The following is a 16648-nucleotide window of genomic DNA, read 5'->3' on the forward strand; positions in this document are numbered from 1 at the left end:
GCGCCTGCGGCGCCCAGGCCCCCGCCCCGCAAGGCTCCGCCGGCCTTCGCCCTAACGCTTCTCCGGCACGGCTTCGCCCTGTGCCAGCCGGGGCCGAAGATCGACGCCCCTTTCCTGCGCCCGGTCTATGTTGGCGTGACTGTTATTAGAATATGCCACGGTTGGACCACCCCAAAATGTAAATATAAAATTGAAGGTCCGGGCTCCGGGAGAGGGCGCGCATAAGACTACATTTCGCCCATTGGCGGATTGCTATCCTGTAGGGCTCTAATTTTCGCTCTGGGCGCCTGACGGCGCCCAGCCCGCTCCTCCCGAAACTAGATTCCCTCCCGGCCCTCCCATTGTACCGCCGGCCCTGCGGCCTCGGGCAAGGGTTCGCACCGGCCTCCCTCCGCACCGTCCCAACCCTCCGGCCGGCGCCGGCTTCGCCGCCCTTGCCCTCGGACGGGCCGGCGGTCTGCCCGCGGCAGCCGGGCAGGTCCCGGTGATTACGCTTAATGGGAGGCTGGTATGATGCTGAAGGAGATTATCGCGCAGGTTGATGAAGCCCGGGTCGGGCGTGCGGTAGCGGGCCTCATGTCGGGGGACCTACCGCTTCCAGGTGGTGCAGCGCGGCGAGGGCGTGGTCAAGGGCTACGTCCAGCGCCTGGAGGAGGGGCGGCTGGTGGCCGAGTTCGCTGTCCTGCTTAGCGAGGGCGGCTCCCAGTGCTCCTGCCGGGACTGCTTCGTCGGCGGGCACGCCTGCCGCCACATCGCCCTGGCGGCCCTGGCGCTGCTTGCGGAGCAGGCGGAGGCGGAGCGGGCCGGCTCCCAGCAGGAGGGCGGGCGGGTGCAGCCCTTCCGGCGGCGCGAAGCTGCGGCCGGGGCTTAGGCCCCGGCTTTTTTTGGTCAGCCGCGCTCTCCCACCCCTTGTGCCGGGCGACAGGTCTGGCAGGCCTGATAATCGGCCTGCCGCAAAAGAACCCTAACCCTCCCACCCCCTGGCGTCGGGTGGGGGTGTTCTTCATCTTTTCAATGGGCGCCTGCGGCGCCCAGGCCCCTCCGCCCGCGCGCAGCTGTCGCCGGCCTTCGCCCGGCCGGGTCTAAAGGCCCGGCCCCAGCTCCGGCACGGCTCCGCCCCGCGCCGGCTCCGGGGCAAAAAATATGCGCGCACTCCCTCCGCGGCCCTGCGGGCCGCTCCGGAAGAGGGCGCAGGTCAGTCTTCCATAGCCCGTTTGTTGTGGCTGAACATGGCACCGTTTTTTGGCTGTGGGCGCTTCCTGGCCTTCCGGCCGTCAGCCGTCGGCCGGGTCCCGCCGCGTGCCTGAGGGCGTGGCTGACGGCCACAACCCCCCGGCACGCGGCGGTAAAATATTTTATTTCCGTTGCCAAACCGATGCCCGTTAATACTATAAATTAACCAGAGAATATAATCTTAAACAGAATCAAGCAGATAAAAATCCAGCAGTTGCAAGGATTTTTTGGATTTATTATCATAATCTTGGGTACGTCAAAATGGCTAAAAACCAATAATTAAACACTCGTAATGCGCAGGTCGAGGGTTCGAATCCCTCCATCAGCTCCAGGAAACTAGTGATACCAAGGGTTTCCGGGCAGGAAAACCTTGGTATTTTTTTATTATAACGACTTGACAAAAATTGACAACGAAACTACTTTGCCGATACCACTCAATAGGTTTATTAGCTTATCCACTGCATCTTCCTACATTGGAACAGCTGCTCCAGTTCTACCGCCGCCGTTTTGCGAAGAATATGAATTGCATCCTAGCCTTCTTCCGGGAGCAGGGTTGCCGGGAGATAATCCCGCTGGAACGATACAAACAATGATTTATTTTTATAAATATCTCCACGTGGCCCTATGGCCTCAATAATTATCAGTCGTTCTTCGATTTTTACGTTGTAAATAATCCGCATGTCACCAATGCGGTACCTGTACTTTTGGCTAAAGCCCCGTAACGGCTTGATATTTGGCCTGCTTATAGGGTTCGCTGATATTTCCTCAATTGCAGTCGCAATGCGTTTGGGTGGCCTTATCAACGCGTTTAAGATAGCTGCGAGGCTGGGCTAATAGCTGAACTTTATAGGTCGAGTTCTCGCTTGAGTTCATCCCAGCTAACGCCGCCTTCCTCTTGCTCCTCATTCAAGGCTGCTCTCTCGCTTTTCGGCCAATCCAGGTAAATGTAGTCGCGACATACGGGGCAAATGAATTCGTCATGCCAGACGTTTTCCAAGGGTTTATAGGGGTCATCTAAAAGATCCACCAGCACAAGAGGAGTGCCACATTTAGGACAGGTGGGATCGATATAAAAGGGTTTGTTATACGGCCGCGACATGGCTGCGCTTTCCGGTTGTACGATATTTACAAGCATTTCCAGGTACCTTTTGGCTCTTGCTACGTTTTGCTCCGGAAGCATGTCAACCAGGCGGTGAAGATCTTCTTTTTGCAAGTTCATTAAGGATCACCCCTATTACGTGGACTTCCCCCGGTTAATAGGACCAACTTAAGCCACTTTTATCCGGTTCTCATAGTTTTTCTCGAATTTTTCCATGTCTCATACCCAGGGGCTGAATGTAACCTGAGACGGTTGTAAAAAACCTTGATGTACTCAAAAATTTCCATTTTGGCTTCTGCCCGGGTTTTAAAACTGCTTAATCCAGGCTAAAGCAATAAGTGGTGTCGAGTTAAAGACCACTTTCATTTTGCAAAAAACTCCTTAACGGTCGCCAAGTCTTCCTCTAGCTCGTCGAGATCATAGTTGAGAGGAATGTTATGTGCGGCCAAGAAATCGAGGAATTCCTGTTTGGAAACGTTGGCCAGTTCCGCCGCCTTGCCCAGGGATAAACTCCCATCTGCGTAAAAAGTTGCCGCCAGTCTCTTCAAGGCCTCCATTTTTACCCGTTGAGCCGATGCCCGATCTTTAATGAACAGTTTTTTTGGCAGCTCGCGATCAATCCTTATAGTTTGGTCCGGCATTTTATCGCCTCCCGGTAATACCAACTTTAGTAAAATCATACCATAAGAGATACACGTCCTCAATTTTATGTTTATTATAATCCATCTGTGATATTGTCACCTTGAAAAAATCTGTAACAGCTTGTAAGGCTTGCTTTGTGGCAGGCAGGAAGTCAATAGACGAGGAAAGAAATGGAAAAATGCAGTATAATGATAACGATGATCGCGGCAGCCATAAACATCAGCCGAGCAGAAAGACTGCTTAAGCCAGCAATTTGGATATCGTAATTTTACTTGTAATGTATAAATATCACCAACCCTGGAGAGTATTATCTCCAGGAGGTGTTTAAGTTGTTTTCTGGAACTGACAAAGTGGCACTTGCACTAGTTATTATCGGTGCTCTTAACTGGCTCCTGGTAGGCGTTTTAAAATTTGATCTCGTGGCGGCAATTTTTGGTGGTGCCACCTCAATTCTTAGCCGGATCATATACACATTGGTAGGTCTTGCTGGCATTTGGACCATAAGCTTATTCGTCAGGCCACGTACTGAGAACGCCAACAGATCATAAATGGAGAAGGAAAAATTATAGACAGGCCTCCAGGTATCCTGGAGGTTATTTTTTGGTTAAAAACTAAAGGCTGGCTATTACAGGTAGTAATTTGAGCCTATAGAAGGATTCGTGCAATTCCTGGCGAATTCCTGAAATAATCATGTAATTTGCGTTAGTAAAAACCGATGATGTCCTGGGGTGTTATCAATGCCGTCGATTAATAACGAGATAGAGAAGCGGCTCTGGAATGCCGCCGACCAGTTGCGAGCCAACTCAAAGCTGAAAGCTTCGGAGTACTCTGTGCCTGTCCTGGGCCTTATCTTTTTGAGGTTTGCCGACCAGAGATTCAGTATGGCGGCAAAGGAACTGGCTGAAAGAGCACGGGCGGCGGGTTCCAGGCGCACCATCGGCAAGGCCGATTATCAGGCCAGGGGTGTCTTGTACCTGCCCGAACATGCCAGTTACAACTATCTCCTGCAACTTCCGGAGGGTGAGAATATTGGCAAGGCCGTCAACGAGGCCATGAAAGCCATAGAAGCGGAGAACGAAGACCTTAAAGACGTCCTGCCCAAAACCTATACCCGGCTGGACAACGATACGCTGATAGCACTGCTCAAGATATTCTCCGAAATTCCCATGGACGTCGAAGGGGACGTATTCGGCAATGTATATGAGTACTTCCTCGGCGAGTTTGCCCGTTCTGAAGGGCAGCGCGGCGGCGAGTTTTATACTCCCACCTCGCTCGTCAAGCTCATTGTAGAGGTAATCGAGCCGTACAGCGGCCGTATCCTGGACCCGGCCTGTGGGTCGGGCGGCATGTTCGTCCAGTCTGCCAGGTTTGTCCAGAACCACAAGAAAAACCCGAACAGCGAGATATCCATCTACGGCCAGGAGAAGGTGGCCGAGACGGTCCGGCTCTGCAAAATGAACCTGGCGGTTCACGGTCTCTCGGGCGACATCCGGCAGGCCAACACCTACTACGAAAATATGCATGACTGCATCGGCCGCTTTGACTTTGTGATGGCCAATCCGCCGTTCAACGTTGACGGGGTGGATAAGGAGAAGATTAAAGACGATCCCAGGTATCCCTTCGGCCTGCCCACCGTCGATAACGCCAACTACATCTGGATCCAGGAGTTTTACAGCGCCCTGAATGATAAGGGGCGGGCCGGCTTCGTCATGGCCAACTCCGCCAGCGACGCCCGGGGCTCGGAACTGGAAATAAGAAAGAAGCTCATCCAGGACAGGGTTGTGGATGTAATGATCGCCGTAGGGCCGAACTTCTTCTACACCGTTACCCTGCCCTGCACCCTCTGGTTCTTCGACAAAGGCAAGCGGCAGACTGAACGGGGAGATAAAGTGCTGTTCATCGACGCGCGGAACATCTACCGCCAGGTGGACCGGGCCCACCGGGAGTTCACACCGGAGCAGATTGAATTCCTCGCCAACATCGTGCGCCTGTATCGCGGCCAGCCGGTAGAAACCATGAACGGTTCTGAGGGAATGATGAATGAGCATTTTCCCGAAGGTAAGTATATAGATATCCCCGGCCTGTGCAAGGTGGCGACCATAAACGAAATCGAGGCCCAGGGTTGGAGCCTCAACCCGGGCCGGTATGTAGGGGTGGCCCAGAAGGACGAAGAAGACTACGACTTCTTCGAAAAGCTGCAGGAGCTGCATGAGGAGCTGGAGCAGCTCAATGCCGAGGCAGCAGAGCTGGAGGAGAAGATAAGGGAGAATATGGTGCAGTTGTTAAACATATGAAATGAGGGCTGAGAATGGCATATAAGAACGTACAGTCTTGGCGCACAGTCACGCTAGCAGATATATGCAATATGAAGTATGGCAAGATGCCTAAGAAACAGGACCTTGTTGAGAATGGATATCCTGTCTTTTCAGGTTATGGAATTGTAGGTAGTCATAAAGAGTACTTATATGAAGATCCTGAAATCGTAGTCATAGCTCGTGGTGTTGGGGGTTGTGGTGATATCAAAATGTCACCTCCAAAGGCATATATCACGAACTTATGTATCGTGCTTACTATAAAGGATTCTAATGTTCTTAAGAAGTATCTTTATTATAGACTACTTAGTACTTCTCTTCGTTCGCTTAATACAGGAGCAGCCCAACCTCAGATTGTAATAGCTGATCTCAATAAGTATAAGGTTAAGCTACCACCTTTACAACTACAACGGAAAATCGCCGCCATCCTCTCCGCCTACGACGACCTGATTGAAAACAACACTCGCCGCATCAAAATCCTGGAGGAAATGGCGCGGCTCATTTACCGGGAATGGTTTGTGAAGTTCAGGTTCCCGGGCCATGAGAAGGTCAGGATGGTGGATTCGGAGCTCGGGCCGATACCCGAGGGGTGGGAGGTTAGAAGGCTTAGCAATTTTGGGAATGTAGTAACGGGAAAGACACCAAGCAAGGCAATTCCCGAGTATTATGGTGATTATATGCCTTTTATTAAGACACCAGATATGCATGGTAATGTGTTCTGTATTCTTACATCTGAAATGCTATCTGAACGTGGCGCTGCGTCACAAAAAGCTAAAACACTTCCACCTAATAGTTTATGTGTTAGTTGTATTGGAACTGCAGGGGTTGTTTCAATTACATGCTTCCAATCACAAACTAACCAACAAATCAACTCAATTATACCAAATAACCTAGCGGATCGAGAGTTTTTGTACTTTACCTTAAAAGGGTTGAAAAATACCATTAATCAATTTGGAGCAAACGGCGCTACGATGATCAATCTGAACAAGTCTAAATTTGAAGGACTAAAGGTTGTGTATCCTTCAAAGGAATTGGTTTTTGCATTTCATGAAATTACCTATCCAATATTTGAGCTAATCAAGAAAATACAGATGAAAAACCTCATCCTCCGCCGTACCCGCGACCTGCTGCTGCCGAAACTTATCTCCGGCGAGCTGGATGTGGAGGACCTGGACATTGCCGCAGGGGGTGATTAAATGAGCCGTTACAGCGAAAATGCGCTGGTTGAACAGCCGGCCATCGTCCTGTTCCGGGAGCTGGGCTGGGATACCGTCAACTGCTTTCACGAAACCCTGGGAGTAGCGGGGACCCTCGGCCGGGAGACCACTGCCGAGGTGGTCCTCACCCGGTATCTCCGCGCCGCCCTGGAAAAGCTCAACCCGGATGCGGACAGCGAGGCCATCAGTCTGGCCATCGAGGAAATCGTCAAGGACCGCAGCAGCCTGAATCCCGTCCAGGCCAACCGGGAAGTTTACAAGCTCCTGAAAGAAGGGGTCAGGGTTACATATAAGAACGGTGAGGGCGAGGAGACGGACGAGGTAGTGAGGGTCATCAACTGGAAAGAACCCGTAAACAACCATTTCCTCCTCGCCTCCCAGCTCTGGATATCCGGCGAAATCTACAAGCGCCGCGCCGACCTTGTCGGCTTTGTCAACGGCATCCCTCTCGTCTTTATCGAGCTTAAGGCCACCCACCGCAGGTTGGAAGATGCTTACAATAGGAACTTGCGTGACTACAAAGGGACCATACCCCAGGTCTTCTGGTATAACGGCTTCATCATCCTCTCCAACGGCAGCCAGAGCCGCATCGGCAGCATGAGCGCTGCCTGGGAGCACTTCGCCGAATGGAAGAAGATCAACAGCGAGGGCGAGGAAGGAATCGTCTCCCTGGAAACCATCATCCGCGGCACCTGTGCCAGGGATAAACTCCTGGATATCGTGGAGAACTTCACCCTGTTCAGCGACGCCGGCGGCTCCTTAGTTAAATTGATAGCCAAGAATCACCAGTACCTCGGCGTCAACAACGCCATTGAAGCGGTGAAAAAGATACAGGAGAATAAAGGCCGCCTGGGAGTGTTCTGGCATACCCAGGGTTCCGGAAAGTCGTATTCCATGATCTTCTTCTGCCAGAAGGTATTGCGCAGATTGCCCGGCAACTGGACCTTTGTCATCGTCACCGACCGGGCGGAACTGGACGACCAGATTTACAAGAACTTTGCCTCAGCCGGGGCCGTGATCGAGAAAAAGGTCCAGGCGGAAAGCTGCCGGCACTTAAAAGAGCTGCTGGCAGAGGATCACCGCATGGTGTTCACCCTCATCCAGAAGTTTCAGAGCGAAGGCGAGGGTAAGTATCCCAAGATAACCGACCGGGACGACATCATCGTGCTGGTGGACGAAGCCCACCGCAGCCAGTACGACACCCTTGCCGCCAATATGCGCTCTGCCATGCCCAGTGCTTCCTTTATCGCCTTTACCGGGACCCCGCTGATGGCCGGCGAGGAAAAGACCAGGGAAGTGTTCGGCGATTATGTATCCATCTATAACTTCCGCCAGTCCGTTGAGGACCGGGCCACCGTTCCCCTTTATTATGAGAACCGCATCCCGGAACTCCAGCTTATCAATGAAAACCTCAACGATGACATCCAGGACATAATCGACAGTGCCGATTTGAGCGAAGAAGCGGAAAAGAAGCTGGAACGGGAATTTGCCCGGCAGTACCACCTGATTACCCGGGACGACCGGTTGGAAACCATTGCCGGGGATATCGTCAAGCATTTCATGAACCGCGGCGAGATGGGCAAGGCCATGGTGGTAAGCATTGACAGGTTTACTGCCGTCAAGATGTATGACAAGGTCCGGAAACACTGGCAGAAGTATATGAATGAACTGCAGAAACAGCTTGCCAAATGCGAACTCGAAGAAGCTGCCGAGATAAGGAAGAAACTGGACTACATGAAGGAAACCGACATGGCGGTGGTTGTATCTTCCGGCCAGAATGAAGCCGAAGCATTCCGGCAAAAGGGGCTCAATATCCTGCCGCACCGCAGGCGCATGGCAACCGAGGACCTGGACACCAGGTTTAAAGACTCTAGGGACCCTTTAAGAATCGTTTTTGTCTGTGCCATGTGGCTGACGGGTTTTGACGCGCCGGCCGTTAACACCATTTATCTAGACAAACCTATGAAGAACCATACCCTGATGCAGACCATCGCCCGGGCGAACCGGGTTTTCAAGGATAAGACTTGCGGTACTATAGTCGACTATATAGGCGTATTCCGCGACCTGCAAAAGGCCCTTGCCATCTATGCCACCCCCGCAGCAGGCGGGAAAGTGGACACGCCGGTTAAAGATAAGGCGGCGCTACTGGAAGAGTTAAAGAAGGCCATAGCCGAAACGACTGCTTTTTGTACTGATAAGGGTATAGATGTGGGAAGGCTTTTAAGGGCCAGGGATCTCGAACTCGTCCGCCTGCTGGACGACGCTGTTGAATGCCTGGTGGTGAACGACGAGACGAAGCAAAAGTTCCTGTTCCTGGCAGGGGACGTTGGCAAGCTTTACAGGGCAATCCTGCCGGACCCGGCGGCGTTTGCATTCGCTGAACACAAGAACCTTTTCGCCTGTATTGCCGACAAGATCCGGGCGCTGGCGCCTCCGGCCGATATTTCAGGAGTAATGGCCGGTATTGAAGAGGTGCTTGACCGGTCTATTGCCGCTGAAGGGTATATTATCCACGAAGATCCTGCCGGTTACAGCACGAGAGTAGACCTGAGCCAGATTGATTTTGAGGCTTTGCGAAGGCACTTTGATAAATCCCGGAAGCATACGGAAGTCGAGAAGCTAAAAGGAATGATCGGCGCCAAACTGAACCTGCTGGTACGCCTGAACAGGAGCCGGATTGATTTTGCCGAGAGGTTCCAGAAGATGATCGATGAATATAACAGCGGCGCTTATAATATTGATATCCTGTATCAAAAGCTGCTGGCCTTTGCACAGGAACTCAATGAGGAAGAAAAGCGGGGGATAGCAGAACAGCTCACCGAGGAAGAGCTGGCGATGTTCGATATCCTCACCAAACCCGAACCGGAACTCACCGGTAAAGAGAAGGCTCAGGTAAAGAAAGTAGTTCGAGAGCTTCTGGCAACCCTGAAGAGGGAGAAATTGGTCCTCGATTGGCGAAAACGCCAGCAGACCAGGGCGGCGGTTTTGATCACAATACAGGATTATCTTGACCGGGGACTGCCGCGCGTTTACACTCCTGAGATATTCGAGCGGAAGTGTAATCAGGTGTACCAGCACATATATGATAGCTATTTCGGTGCCGGTCGCAGTATATACAGCAAGGCAAGTTAGGGTGGAAAATAGTCCTGCTTGGTGCTGAGGCCGGCTATTTTGTACCGGCCTTTTGTTGAGTACATATCGTCAATGCGAAGCAGCTCGCTTACAAACGTTTAAAACGGACCAATTAAGTTCGCAGGTTGTATTTCTCATCATTAAGTTTTACAATAAAGTTGGAGGTAAGGCAAAAGAGAGGTGTGGGTTAATGCCGACGGTGAAGGTTTCCGCTAAGGGTCAAGTGGTTATTCCTGCTCAATTACGCCAAAAATATGGTCTCCAGGCGCCGGGAAGGGCGATAATTACAGAGAAGGAAGGGCAAATCGTTATTACCCCTGCCCCGGTTGATCCCGTTAAAGATGCGCGAGGCATGTTGAAAGGTAAGCAATCATTGATAAAAACCCATACCGCCTATAAGCGGGAAGAACGTAAATTAGAGGAAGATCATGAACGGCAGTTACCATAAATATTTTGTTCTTGACACATATGCCGTCATTTGTTACCTGGAGGATGAAACCGGAGCTGAAGAAGTAGCTCTGCTACTAAAGAAGGCCGGGGACAACAATGTGCGGCTATTCATGACGTGGATAAATTTAGGTGAAGTATATTACCGGGTATACCGGAAATATGGAAAAATAGAAGCTGAAAAGGTACTGGAAACGGTAAAAAAGTGGCCGGTAGAGTTTTTAGCAGGTGACGAAGATTTAACGATGATGGCCGCCAGGGTAAAGGCATCCTGTGCTCTGTCTTATGCCGATGCTTATGCCATTGCTGTGGCATTAAAGAAAAAAGCTGCTGTAGTGACTGGTGATCCGGAAATAAAGAATGCCAGCGTTAAACTGGGCTTCCCCTTAATCTGGCTGGGCCGGGATTAACCGGGAGCAGCCCGGCTTAAATCATCCTTTAACCAATAGTGACAATCCTGTTATAATGAATATAATAGATCAGTTAACCAGGAGGGGGTCGAGTTGGCGAATTTGCTGGTAGAAGTAGCCGTTAACTCGGCCCCTGTTTACGCCGGAAGTAACACTGGTACGCTAACTTATACGGTCCCGCCGGAGCTTGCTTCCCGGGTGAAAGAGGGCTCGCTGGTCCTGGTCCCGGTGGGAAAGCGATTGGTCACAGGAGTGGTAGTCGCCCTTCCGGATACAACGGACCGGAGCGGGTTAAAGGACATCAGCGCTTTGCTGGAGGGGGATTTCCTGCCGCCGGGGATGATTGAACTTGGCCGCTACCTGGCAGGGCGTTATTTGTATCCACTGGCCGTGGCCATTACTGCCCTCCTGCCGCCGGCAACAGGCCGGCGCTTAGAGCGCCGGTGGTGCTGGCTGCCGGCCGCAGGAGGCGAAACGGAAGAGGCGTTAAAGCTGGCCAGCTGCCTGCCCGTGCCGGCCGGAGCCGTGGCCGCCTACCTGGCCGGCCGCCGGGTAGCCGGGGAAGACCGGTTACGGCAGTTCGGTCACCGGCAGGAGCTTATCAAGGTATTAACCGCGCTAAAATCCCACGGCCTGATCCGGGAAGAATGGTCCTGGCGCGGGTCACCCCATGAGAGACAAACCCGCTGGGTAATACCCGGGGAAGGAGCGGCCGCGAGGATAGAATTCCTGGTAAAAAAAGCTCCGCGCCAGGCGGCTATCCTGAAGAGCCTCCTGGACGGCGGCCCCCGGCCGGTCGCCGGCCTTGCTGCCAGCGGGGGATACACCGCCTTAAAACGCCTGGAAGAACAGGGGCTAATTAAAATTACCCCGTTACCACCCGCAGTTCATAAGGGGACAGGCTCGCAAATAAAACTTAATTCGGCTCAAGAAAAAGCCGCGGGGTGTATCAACGCCGCCCTGGGACGGGGGGGTACCTTTTTACTCCACGGTGTTACCGGCAGCGGTAAAACCGAGGTCTACCTGCACTGTGCCGCAGAGGCTCTTGCCAGGGGCTACCAGGTTTTATTCCTAGTTCCGGAACACTCCCTGATTCCCCAGATGGTGACCCGGGTAAAGGAAAGGCTGGGGGAAGAAGCGGCGGTTGTTCACGGGGAACTGGCTGCCGGCGAAAGGGCAACCGTGTGGGAGCAGGCCCGCCGGGGAGAAGCTAGGGTTATAACGGGCACCCGCTCGGCCCTTTTTACCCCCATGCCGCGCCTGGGCCTCATCGTTGTTGATGAAGAACACGCCGGCAGCTACAAGCAGGATGCTGCGCCCCGGTATGACGCCCGCGAGGTGGCCATCAAGCGGGGGCAACTGGAAGGAGCGGTGGTGGTCCTGGGGAGCGCCACCCCGAGCACTGAGATATTTTACCTGGCCCGGCAGGGTAAAATAAAGCTGTTAGAGCTGCCCCGGCGGCCGGGAAATGTAAACCTCCCCCGGGTGGAAATAGTTGATTTGCGGGCCGAATTCCGGGCCGGCCACCAGGGTGTTTTGAGCCGGCGCCTGGAGCAGGGCATATCGGGTGCGCTGGCAGCAGGAAGACAGGTTATTCTGTTTTTAAACCGGCGCGGCTACGCCCACTATATCCTTTGCCGCCACTGCGGCCACGTTCCTTTGTGCCGGCATTGTGCCGTGGCCCTTACCTACCACCGGGACGGCACCCTGCGCTGCCATTATTGCGGCTACATAGAAAAAGGGGGAACCCGGTGTCCCGTATGCGGCGGCAACCTGGTGCGTTTAGGTTCCGGCACCCAGCGGGTGGAAGAAGAAGCGCGGGCTTTATGGCCCGGGGCCAGGATCTTACGAGCCGATGGGGATACGACGGCCAGGAAGGGCCGGTGGGAAGAGATCTATCATACCTTTGCTGACGGCCAGGCCGATATCCTTGTCGGGACCCAGACCATTACCAAAGGCATGGATTTTCCCGGTGTCGCCCTGGTGGGTGTGGTTAACGCCGATTTGTCCCTGTACCAGCCGGACTTTCGCGCCCGGGAACGTACCTTCCAGCTGTTAACCCAGGTAGCCGGCCGGGCAGGCCGCCGGGCCGTAGCGGGTGAAGTCATTATTCAGACTTATAACCCCCACGACCCGGCCATTACCCTGGCTGCGATCCAGGATTATAATAAGTTTTACGAGCAGGAGATAGGCATGCGCCACCGCCTGTGCTATCCTCCCTTTATAAAATTGGTGCGCCTGGGTTTTACCGGTCCTGATGAAGCCGGGGTTATTGAAACTGCCCATGAGGTGGCCGGGTTAATTAACAGTAAAGGGAGCAAAATCCAGGTCCTGGGCCCGGCTCCCGGTTACCCGTCCCGGGTTAAGGATCATTACCGCTGGCAGCTGATCCTCAAAGTACCCGGCTGGTCGCGTTATAAGCATCACCTGGCTGAAACCCTGGCAGCATACCGTAACCGCCATAATGTCCGCATGATAGTAGATGTAGGCCCTATTAATCCCTGGTAACTGGAGGCAAAGAAAGTTGGCTATTCACCAGATATTAATCCACCCTGACCCCATTTTACGGGAAAAGTCGCAGGCAGTTAAAAGGATTACCCCCAACATCTGGAAACTATTGGACAACCTGGCCGATACCATGTACGACGCTCCCGGGGTGGGCCTGGCTGCTCCCCAGATCGGGGTCTTAAAGCGGGTTATTGTCGTTGATGTAGGTGAGGGTCTAATCGAGCTCATAAATCCGGAAATAATAGCAGCCGGCGGAAGGGATGTAGGACCAGAGGGTTGCCTGAGCGTTCCCGGAGCCCAGGGAGAAGTCCCGCGGGCGGCAACCGTAACCGTAAGGGGCCTGGACCGCCATGGTAAAGAGAGGGAGATAAGGGCAGAAGGCCTCCTGGCGCGTGCCCTGCAGCATGAGATCGACCACCTGGACGGGGTATTGTTTATCGACAAAGTCGTGCGCTGGCTGGAAAGCACTCCGGAGGAGCGATAGTATGCGCCTAGTCTTTATGGGTACGCCGGATTTTGCCGTACCCTCCCTGAAAGCCCTGCTAGGTTCCAGACATGAGATTACCGGCGTGGTCACGCAGCCCGACCGCCCCCGGGGCAGGGGGAAAAAACTCCAGCCTCCCCCGGTTAAAGAAGTGGCGGCAGCGGCGGGGTTGCCGGTATGCCAGCCGGCAAACATGAAAGAGGGAGAATTTTTAACCCTGCTCAAGGAGTGGCGGCCCGAAGTCATTGTGGTTGTTGCCTTCGGCCGTATCTTGCCGCAGGAAATCCTGGACTTGCCGTTGAAGGGTTGTATCAACCTGCACGCTTCCCTTTTACCCCGCTACCGGGGAGCGGCTCCCATCCACCGGGCGGTAATGAACGGCGAAACAGAAACCGGGGTAACTACCATGTGGATGGTTTCCCGGCTGGACGCCGGCGATATCATCCTTCAGGAGAAACTTTCCATTGGCCCTGATGCTACCACCGGGGAAATCCACGACCGGCTGGCCGTCATGGGTGCAGGGCTCCTGGAAAATACCCTTGACCTGGTGGCCGCCAGCCGGGCACCCCGGCAGCCCCAGGATGAAGCCCTGGCCACCTACGCCCCGCCCCTGAGGCCGGAAGAAGAAATGATTAACTGGGAGCAGCCGGCAGAAACAATCTATAACCTCATCCGCGGCTTGAACCCCTGGCCGGGAGCCTACACCCTGCGGGCCGGGGAACGCCTGAAGGTTTATGGCGCCAGGATTTTAGATGCGGCAGCCGCCGGGGTGCCGGGCCAGGTGGTGGCGGTAACGGGTGAAGGTTTTGTCGTCCAGGCGGGCAGGGGCAGGCTCCTCATCACTGCCGTCCAGCCCCAGGGGAAAAAGATTATGCCGGCGGACGCCTACCTGCGGGGGTATCCCCTGACAATGGGAGAGGTGCTGGGATGCGGATAAAAAAGCGTCTTTTTATCGGTTTGCTGGCCCTGAGCCTTTTATTTATAACTGCCGTGCTGGCAGGCAGCTGGTATCTCCTGGTTCACCATACCGGCATGCTCAATCGCATCCTCCTGGTCCTGGGGGTTTTTACCCTGGTCCTCCTTTTCCTTATTATTGCCCTGGGGATCGTCGGGCTGGTATGGATTCTCTGGCAGGAGCGCAGCCTCCCCTTCTTCCGGCGCCTGGGATTGATAGCCGTTAATACCCTTTTTCCTATAGCTTTGGCCCTGGGAAGGCGCCTGGGAGTAAAGGAAAATAATATTAAAGCCTCCTTTATTGAAATGAACAACCAGCTGGTGCGCCTCCAGGGCCTACGTATCGAGCCCGGGAAAATTCTCCTCCTGGCTCCCCATTGCCTGCAGTGGAGCGATTGCCCCCATAAAATTACCATTGACGTTTATAACTGCCGCCGCTGTGGTCGTTGCCCTGTGGATTCCCTTCATGCCGTGGCTGAAAAGTACTGTGTCCGCCTGGCCGTGGCCACCGGGGGCACCCTGGCCCGGCATTTTGTCAAACAATACCGGCCCCGGGCGGTAGTGGCCATTGCCTGCGAGCGCGATTTAACCAGTGGTATCCAGGATACCCAGCCCATGCCTGTGCTGGGAATATTGAATTTGAGGCCCCATGGACCATGCCTCAATACCCAGGTTAATATAAGCCAGGTTGAGCAGGCCATTGAGTTTTTCCTGTATGGTAAACCAATCAGCAAACCCCAGGTATGCAGTGAAGGCTGGGGCGTCAGCAGCAGTGTATAGAAGTCCCGTCGCCGGTTTTACCGGAAACTTTTCGTAAGGAGGTAACAACGGGTTGAAACTCAGGCCAGCCGCCTCGGCCCGGGAGGCAGCCTTGCAGGTAATTTACCGGGTGACGGAGGAGGGGGCCTTCGCTGGCCTTGCCCTGGATGAAGTCCTTAAAGCCTCCGGCCTTGAGGGTCGCGAACGTACCCTGGCTACGGAGCTGGCCTACAGCACCATCAAGGCATGGCATACCCTTGACTGGGCCGTAAGCCTTTTTTTAAAATACCCCCTGGCAAAACTCCCGCCTTGGATCCGCTGCCTTTTACGCCTGGGCGGCGCCCAGGTCATGTTTTTTCCACGGATACCGGCGCGGGCGGCCATTTATGAAACGGTAGAACTGGCCAAAAAATACGGGCACCGGGGTACGGCAGGTCTGGTAAACGGTGTCCTGCGCAACCTGGAACGCCGCAAAGTTAATCTGCCGTTTCCTGATCCGGAGATGGACCCTGCTGGTTACCTTTCCTTACGCTATTATCACCCCCGCTGGCTGGTAGAGAAATGGCTGGCGCAGTTTGGCTATGAAGAGACAGAAGGGCTCTGCCGCGCGGATAATGAACCGGCTCCCCTGGTTATCCGCGTCAATACCCTGAAGACGACAAGGGACAGCCTGGCCGCGCGCCTCGGCGACGAGGGTGTATCGACAAGGCCTGCCGCCTATGCCCCGGAGGGCCTTATAATTGAAGGCCTGGGGGCGGTAGAAGCCAGCCCTTCCTTCCGGGAGGGGCTGTTCTATGTCCAGGATGAAGGCTCCCAGCTGGTGAGCCATGCTTTAAAGCCGGCCCCGGGGTCTTTTGTCATTGATGCCAGCGCCGCCCCCGGCGGCAAGACCACGCACCTGGCCCAGCTTATGGCCGGCCGGGGTACTATCCTCGCCTGTGACGTCCATCCTTCCCGCCTGGAACTAATTAAGGAAAACTGCCGGCGCCTCGGGGTAACCTGCGTGCAAACGGTCCTGGCAGATGCCCGTGAGCTGGGTGAACGGTACCCCGGCCGTGCCGATTATTTGCTTATAGATGCGCCCTGCTCCGGGCTGGGAGTGTTACGCCGGCGGCCTGATGCCCGCTGGCGTAAGGAACTGGCCGGGATTAAGGAGATGGCCCGGCTGCAGCTGGAGATTCTCCTGGGAGCCAGGCGGGCTTTAAAGCCGGGCGGGATTTTAGTATACAGCACCTGCTCCCTGGCCCCGGAGGAAAACCAGGAAGTCGTCCGGCAGTTCCTGGACCGGGCGCGGGAATTTTCCCTCGCCTCCCTGCAACCTTGGCTCCCGGCCGTACCGCCTGACCTGGAGACTGCTGCCCGTCAGGGATGGTTACAGTTTCTACCCCAGCGTCACGGTACAGACGGGTTTTTTATGGCGCGTTTAAAAAGGTAAAAACTGGAACAGGATT

At 54.3% G+C, this 16648-nt stretch carries 15 protein-coding genes and 1 pseudogene; 12 read left to right on the forward strand and 4 right to left on the reverse strand.

Annotated features, from left to right (window positions below):
- Positions 1–601: 601 nt before the first annotated feature.
- On the forward strand, positions 602–871 hold the full coding sequence (locus NWF31_RS05155; RefSeq protein ID WP_258359439.1) for an SWIM zinc finger family protein: 270 nt from the start codon (positions 602–604) through the stop codon (positions 869–871).
- A gap of 892 nt (positions 872–1763) precedes the next feature.
- On the opposite strand, the gene NWF31_RS05160 is transcribed toward NWF31_RS05155, so the two are convergent.
- The 4 genes and pseudogenes from NWF31_RS05160 to NWF31_RS05175 all read right to left on the reverse strand — a co-directional run bounded on the left by NWF31_RS05160 (position 1764) and on the right by NWF31_RS05175 (position 2973).
- Positions 1764–2036: a type II toxin-antitoxin system RelE family toxin gene (locus NWF31_RS05160; protein WP_258359440.1), complete on the reverse strand. Its 273-nt coding sequence runs from the start codon at positions 2034–2036 to the stop codon at positions 1764–1766.
- 41 nt (positions 2037–2077) lie between these two features.
- Positions 2078–2452: a hypothetical protein gene (locus tag NWF31_RS05165; RefSeq protein WP_258359441.1), complete on the reverse strand. Its 375-nt coding sequence runs from the start codon at positions 2450–2452 to the stop codon at positions 2078–2080.
- A gap of 48 nt (positions 2453–2500) precedes the next feature.
- Positions 2501–2643 (reverse strand): annotated as a pseudogene (locus NWF31_RS05170) (IS3 family transposase); the annotation flags it as partial.
- 51 nt (positions 2644–2694) lie between these two features.
- Positions 2695–2973, reverse strand: coding sequence for a UPF0175 family protein (locus NWF31_RS05175; RefSeq protein WP_258359442.1), 279 nt, complete (start codon positions 2971–2973; stop codon positions 2695–2697).
- 330 nt (positions 2974–3303) lie between these two features.
- On the opposite strand from NWF31_RS05175, the gene NWF31_RS05180 reads away from it, so the two are divergent.
- The 11 genes from NWF31_RS05180 to rsmB all read left to right on the forward strand — a co-directional run bounded on the left by NWF31_RS05180 (position 3304) and on the right by rsmB (position 16632).
- Positions 3304–3522, forward strand: coding sequence for a DUF378 domain-containing protein (locus NWF31_RS05180; RefSeq protein WP_277998827.1), 219 nt, complete (start codon positions 3304–3306; stop codon positions 3520–3522).
- 189 nt (positions 3523–3711) lie between these two features.
- A complete protein-coding gene (locus NWF31_RS05185) occupies positions 3712–5268 on the forward strand; it encodes a class I SAM-dependent DNA methyltransferase (protein WP_258359443.1) in 1557 nt (518 codons plus the stop codon).
- Between the two features lie 71 nt (positions 5269–5339).
- On the forward strand, positions 5340–6482 hold the full coding sequence (locus NWF31_RS05190) for a restriction endonuclease subunit S (protein ID WP_422880242.1): 1143 nt from the start codon (positions 5340–5342) through the stop codon (positions 6480–6482).
- The gene (locus NWF31_RS05195; protein WP_258359445.1) at positions 6483–9635 is read left to right on the forward strand and encodes a type I restriction endonuclease subunit R; all 3153 of its coding nucleotides are present in this window, start codon (positions 6483–6485) and stop codon (positions 9633–9635) included.
- Positions 9636–9825: 190 nt separating this feature from the next.
- On the forward strand, positions 9826–10083 hold the full coding sequence (locus NWF31_RS05200; protein WP_258359446.1) for an AbrB/MazE/SpoVT family DNA-binding domain-containing protein: 258 nt from the start codon (positions 9826–9828) through the stop codon (positions 10081–10083).
- Positions 10064–10492, forward strand: coding sequence for a type II toxin-antitoxin system VapC family toxin (locus NWF31_RS05205; protein ID WP_258359447.1), 429 nt, complete (start codon positions 10064–10066; stop codon positions 10490–10492). Before NWF31_RS05200 ends, NWF31_RS05205 begins: the two co-directional genes overlap by 20 nt.
- A 93-nt stretch (positions 10493–10585) precedes the next feature.
- On the forward strand, positions 10586–13000 hold the full coding sequence (gene priA / locus NWF31_RS05210) for a replication restart helicase PriA (RefSeq protein WP_258359448.1): 2415 nt from the start codon (positions 10586–10588) through the stop codon (positions 12998–13000).
- A gap of 16 nt (positions 13001–13016) precedes the next feature.
- The gene (def, locus tag NWF31_RS05215; RefSeq protein WP_258359449.1) at positions 13017–13484 is read left to right on the forward strand and encodes a peptide deformylase; all 468 of its coding nucleotides are present in this window, start codon (positions 13017–13019) and stop codon (positions 13482–13484) included.
- A 1-nt stretch (position 13485) separates the two neighbouring features.
- Positions 13486–14421, forward strand: coding sequence for a methionyl-tRNA formyltransferase (gene fmt / locus NWF31_RS05220; protein WP_258359450.1), 936 nt, complete (start codon positions 13486–13488; stop codon positions 14419–14421).
- Positions 14412–15218 carry a DUF116 domain-containing protein gene (locus NWF31_RS05225; protein WP_258359451.1) on the forward strand — a complete coding sequence of 269 codons (807 nt, stop codon included), beginning with the start codon at positions 14412–14414 and terminating at the stop codon, positions 15216–15218. Before fmt ends, NWF31_RS05225 begins: the two co-directional genes overlap by 10 nt.
- 52 nt (positions 15219–15270) lie before the next feature.
- The gene (rsmB, locus tag NWF31_RS05230; RefSeq protein WP_258359452.1) at positions 15271–16632 is read left to right on the forward strand and encodes a 16S rRNA (cytosine(967)-C(5))-methyltransferase RsmB; all 1362 of its coding nucleotides are present in this window, start codon (positions 15271–15273) and stop codon (positions 16630–16632) included.
- The last annotated feature ends 16 nt before the right edge of the window (positions 16633–16648 follow it).

It is taken from the genome of Neomoorella sulfitireducens (assembly GCF_024733845.1).
Lineage (GTDB): Bacteria > Bacillota > DSM-521 > Neomoorellales > Neomoorellaceae > Neomoorella > Neomoorella sulfitireducens.

Bases quoted from the DNA above. Each gene is read 5' to 3' on its own strand.
- NWF31_RS05165 (WP_258359441.1), bottom strand. From the start codon at position 2,452: ATGAACTTGCAAAAAGAAGATCTTCACCGCCTGGTTGACATGCTTCCG.
- NWF31_RS05175 (WP_258359442.1), bottom strand. From the start codon at position 2,973: ATGCCGGACCAAACTATAAGGATTGATCGCGAGCTGCCAAAAAAACTG.
- NWF31_RS05185 (WP_258359443.1), top strand. From the start codon at position 3,712: ATGCCGTCGATTAATAACGAGATAGAGAAGCGGCTCTGGAATGCCGCC.
- NWF31_RS05190 (WP_422880242.1), top strand. From the start codon at position 5,340: ATGAAGTATGGCAAGATGCCTAAGAAACAGGACCTTGTTGAGAATGGA.
- NWF31_RS05195 (WP_258359445.1), top strand. From the start codon at position 6,483: ATGAGCCGTTACAGCGAAAATGCGCTGGTTGAACAGCCGGCCATCGTC.
- NWF31_RS05200 (WP_258359446.1), top strand. From the start codon at position 9,826: ATGCCGACGGTGAAGGTTTCCGCTAAGGGTCAAGTGGTTATTCCTGCT.
- NWF31_RS05205 (WP_258359447.1), top strand. From the start codon at position 10,064: ATGAACGGCAGTTACCATAAATATTTTGTTCTTGACACATATGCCGTC.
- fmt (WP_258359450.1), top strand. From the start codon at position 13,486: ATGCGCCTAGTCTTTATGGGTACGCCGGATTTTGCCGTACCCTCCCTG.
- NWF31_RS05225 (WP_258359451.1), top strand. From the start codon at position 14,412: ATGCGGATAAAAAAGCGTCTTTTTATCGGTTTGCTGGCCCTGAGCCTT.